At 58.2% G+C, this 4,251-nt stretch carries 4 protein-coding genes and 1 pseudogene; 3 read left to right on the forward strand and 2 right to left on the reverse strand.

The window, feature by feature from the left end; translation table 11 throughout:
- Positions 1 to 110: 110 nt before the first annotated feature.
- From K309_RS38760 to K309_RS0134115, 3 genes are read left to right on the forward strand one after another with little or no spacing between them, the layout of a single operon-like run.
- Positions 111 to 542 carry an NAD(P)-dependent oxidoreductase gene (locus K309_RS38760; RefSeq protein WP_051320766.1) on the forward strand — a complete coding sequence of 144 codons (432 nt, stop codon included), beginning with the start codon at positions 111 to 113 and terminating at the stop codon, positions 540 to 542.
- Complete coding sequence (locus tag K309_RS0134110; RefSeq protein WP_029050377.1) at positions 539 to 1,687, forward strand: mandelate racemase/muconate lactonizing enzyme family protein; 1,149 nt, start codon at positions 539 to 541, stop codon at positions 1,685 to 1,687. The genes K309_RS38760 and K309_RS0134110 overlap by 4 nt, the downstream gene beginning before the upstream one ends.
- 56 nt (positions 1,688 to 1,743) lie before the next feature.
- Positions 1,744 to 2,742 (forward strand): tripartite tricarboxylate transporter substrate binding protein, encoded by a 999-nt coding sequence (locus K309_RS0134115; RefSeq protein ID WP_029050378.1) that lies wholly within the window; start codon positions 1,744 to 1,746, stop codon positions 2,740 to 2,742.
- Between the two features lie 117 nt (positions 2,743 to 2,859).
- On the opposite strand, the pseudogene K309_RS43610 reads toward K309_RS0134115, so the two are convergent.
- Together K309_RS43610 and K309_RS39500 are read right to left on the reverse strand one after the other, a co-directional pair.
- Positions 2,860 to 3,186: pseudogene (locus K309_RS43610) on the reverse strand (transposase); the annotation flags it as partial.
- A gap of 510 nt (positions 3,187 to 3,696) precedes the next feature.
- The coding region (locus tag K309_RS39500; RefSeq protein ID WP_369796583.1) for a tripartite tricarboxylate transporter substrate-binding protein at positions 3,697 to 4,251 on the reverse strand (555 nt) is incomplete at its 5' end.

Consider the following 4,251-nt stretch of genomic DNA (forward strand, 5'->3'; position numbering starts at 1 on the left):
ATCTCGACAATCAGATTCTCAGCGGAAAGCTCCACCGCCCTCTACTCCGCGCCTCAAATTCCCCGCCTGTACACCAGTTTCGACTTTAGCTCTCCAGTCTTCCCACACAGGTGGATGCTGTAGATCTCGCGACGCTCTTTGCGCGAAGCGACTACATCGTGGTGGCTTGCCCGCTCACCACCTCCACCCGCGGCCTGGTGAACGCGGCACTGCTCTCCAATGCTTCACGGCAGCCCATCCTTATCAACGTTTCGCGCGGCCCAGTTCTTCGGCAGGATGATGTCATCGCAGCATTGGCTGACGGCACGTTGGGCGGCGCGGTGCTCGATGTCTACGACCAGCACCCCCTGCCCGACGACAGCCCTGTTCGTTCCGCGCCGAACGTCTTACTTACCCCGCATATTGCAGGCATAACCCAAGATGCCATGCGTGCAATGGGCATCGCAGCCGCTCTAACGATGCTCGCGTTGCTGCAGGGAGAACGTCCAGTGAGCATTGTGAACCCCGAGTTCAGTGTAGTGAAAAAGGAGACACTTCAATGAAAATTACACGCATTACCGCCATCCCCCTGTCCTTCCGTCTGCCGGACGGCAAGACAGTCACCATGGGCGTAGGAAGCACGCTCAAGCGCGACGCGATTATCATCCGCGTTGAAACATCGGAAGGCATCGTAGGCTACGGGGAGTCGCATCCCGGACGCAGCCCAGGCGCCATCACCAGTCTAATCCACAATACCCTAGCGCCGCTCCTCGTCGGCATGGATGCGACGGATGTCGTCGGCACCTGGCAGCGCGTGCACCGCATGCAGTTTTCCAGCCACGGCCTCGGCGCGGGGGCGGCTTTGGCGCACTCCGGCATCGACATGGCGCTGTGGGATATTCGCGGAAAGGCTGCCAACATGCCGCTGTATAAACTCCTTGGTGGAACGCGTCGGGGCATCCCCGCATATGCCGGTGGCATTGCACTCGGCTATCAGCCGGCAGCCTCGCTCGCCGAAGAGGCGCAATCGTACATTGAGCAAGGCTACAAGGCCGTCAAACTGCGCATCGGTGACACCGTCAAAGCTGACATTGAACGTGTTTTGCATGCCCGCCGTGCCTTGGGCGATGACATTGACATTCTGACGGATGCCAATACCGCCTACACGATCGCTGACGTTCGCCGCGTGCTTCCGGTTCTCGCCGACATCCAAGCGGGCTGGCTGGAGGAACCTTTCGCATGCAACGATTTTGCGTCTTACCGCGAGGCCGCCCGTATTACGCCGGTCGTTCCCATTGCCGCTGGCGAAAACCATTTCATGCGCTTTGAGTTTGCACAACTTCTTGAAGCGCGAGCAGTCCAGGTATGGCAACCCGACCTGTCTAAGACTGGAGGTATTACCGAAGGCGTTCGTATCGCGGCCATGGCATCTGCATTCCGGATTCCGATCAATGCGCATAGCTCCGCCACCGGACTCAACCACGCGGCAACACTCCACTTCCTGGCAGCCACAGAGAACGCCGGTTACTTCGAGGCGTGCGTGTCGCATTTCAATCCCTTCCGCGACATGTTCGGCAAGACCTTCCAAATTGGCGCGGACGGTTGCGTGGAGCCGCCGGAAGGCCCGGGCTTGGGCGTTGAGGTCGACGAGAAGATCTTCGAGCAGTACCCGTTAATCGACGGTCCGGGCTATGTCGTGAAGTTCTGACGGCTCCCTGACTCAGACAACGACCGCCAGACAAACGATGGTGTAGGAGACTAAACATGACTAGCAGAAGAACCGCCTGCAAATGGATTATTTCGTCGCTCGCCGGTACGGCAAGTGTTGCAGTGACTTCCGGCGTAGCAATTGCTGCCGCCGGCAGCTACCCGGACAAGCCCATTCGAATCGTCGTGCCCTATACGCCAGGCGGATTCAATGACACCTTGGCACGCACGGTCGGCGAGAATCTTACCAGCCAATGGAAGCAACCAGTGGTCGTTGATAACCGTCCGGGCGGCAATACGTTGATCGGAAATTCCATGGTGGCCAAAGCGGCGCCTGACGGTTACACACTTCTGGTCACCCCGCTGCCGTTCGCGGCTCTTCCGGCATTGTACGGAGCCAAGCTACCGTACAACGCGACGAAAGACTTCGCCCCCGTGATTTGGGCCGCGAGTACGCAAAACGTATTGCTCGCACGTAATGGCCAAGGCTATTCGACAATCAAAGACGTTATCGATTCTGCCAAGAAACAACCGGGGAAGATCAACTACGGCTCTTCGGGATCCGGCTCGTCGAACCATCTTTCGATGGAGTTGTTTGAGAAGATGACCGGTACGCGCATGACCCACGTGCCGTACAAGGGCAGTGGCCCGGCAGTGGTTGCTCTCCTAGGCGGGGAAATCGACTTGTTGTTCGACAACTTGCCGAACGTCATGTCGCAAATCAAAGCGGGGAAGTTCAAGGCTATCGCCGTGACCGGGCAGCAACGATCAAAGCTTCTTCCGGACGTCCCCACCATCGCCGAATCGGGTGTCCCGTCCTATGATGTCAACGTGTGGTTTGGCATACAAGCACCTGCCGGTACGCCGAAGGACATTGTTCAAAAGCTGAACCAGGAAATTGCGAAGGCTCTTGCCCAACCTGATGTGGTCAAACGATTCCGGGAGCAAGGCGTAGAAGTCGTTGGCAGTTCTCCTGCACGGTTTTCGAGCTTGGTTGAGTCGGAAATTGAAAAATGGAGTGCTGTCGTCCGCGACGCAAATGTCCATCTCGAGTGACGGTAGCTCGAAGGTCAATTTGAAGTGATAGTACGAGCCCCCAGTATCAACGGAGGGGCTCCTTTTGTTTGAGCGCAACACTCGAGCGGATTGATGTGCAAACATAGCCTCGGGGGATTGACGCAGCTGCATGCGCATGCTTTCGATGGCGATGGTGCAGATGCCTGTGCACTTCGGGCGGATCGATAAAGCAAGGAATGACCTGTGCCCAATGCCGGCGCCACATATCGGCCACCGTCGGGAATTTCCGGCCCCATTTGCTGGCGGCGTTTGCCGCGAGCGCGCCGGCGGCGGCGGCCGTGGTAGCCTGCAAGATCGGCTTGCCTTCCAGCGCGCCAAGTTGAGCGAGTTGCGGATCAGGTGGGCGATACAGGTCTGGATTTGCGCGGCCGGAAGACGACCTCAATCGCTTTCGGGGAAGCCGCGCAGGCCGTCGACTACGGCGGCCCGGTCCGGGCCGGGGTTCCACCTGGCGATGGGCATCCGCGACGACGGACGCGAGGAAGTGATCGGGCTCGTGGATAGAGCACCAAGTTTCGCCTGAATGTCTTCAGCGAGTTGAAGAGGCCGGACGTACGAGCCTGATTCGCTGAAAATCGGCTCGACCTGGGCCAGCAACCGGTCAATCAGCTCGTCGGAAACAAGCTTGGGGATCCTTCGGTTTCGTGGTCTTCGTAAGGAGCATCGCTGGTCAGCTTTGCTTACAAGCTGCTCAATGACCTCTGGCACACGAAAAATCTGACAGACTCATCACTCTGAAATGCTGTTAGCGCCCGGGCATTCACGCAGTCTGCTTCGACTATCTCGCTCATCGCCCTCCCCTCCATCGGATTTTTGGCCGGGGCAGGCAGTCGGATCCGTGTTCACCGAGTTCGACAAGGAGCGGCGAGCAATCATGGCTCACCGCTCCTTCTTTTACAGGCACCAAACGCAGCGCACGACTCGGCAATTACATTACTCAGCCACGACGTTCGCTGCCTTGGCTACTGCTCCCCACTTATCGGTTTCACTCTTGATGTAAGCGGCAAACTCTTCTGGCTTGCTCGCAGCCACCTCTGCGCCCAGTGTCCCCAGTTTCTCCTTGACCTCGGGCATAGCCAGCACCTTCACCAGAGCAGCATTCAGCTGCTTTACAATCTCAGGCGCTGTGCCCGCCGGAGCAACCAGGCCGCCCCAAGAAGTTGCGTCAAAGCCCTGGAGTACGGTCTCATTGATGGTAGGTGCATTTGGAAATGCGGGTACGCGCTTCTTGCTTGCGACGGCAACAAGCTTCAGTTTTCCGCCAGTGACGTAGGGGCGCGGAGCTAAAGTCGAAACTGGTGTACAGGCGGGGAATTTGAGGCGCGGAGTAGAGGGCGGTGGAGCTTTCCGCTGAGAATCTGATTGTCGAGATCGGAAACCAGCACAAGAAAGGTCCACCATGAGCAAGGATAAAGGGAAAGAAGCAGTCGGTCTATCGGAAATCGGGCTTGGGCTCGAGGAGCTGATCAGGCGCGGGGCCCGACGGGT

The sequence above is a fragment of the Cupriavidus phytohabitans genome, from assembly GCF_000426345.1.
GTDB lineage: Bacteria > Pseudomonadota > Gammaproteobacteria > Burkholderiales > Burkholderiaceae > Cupriavidus.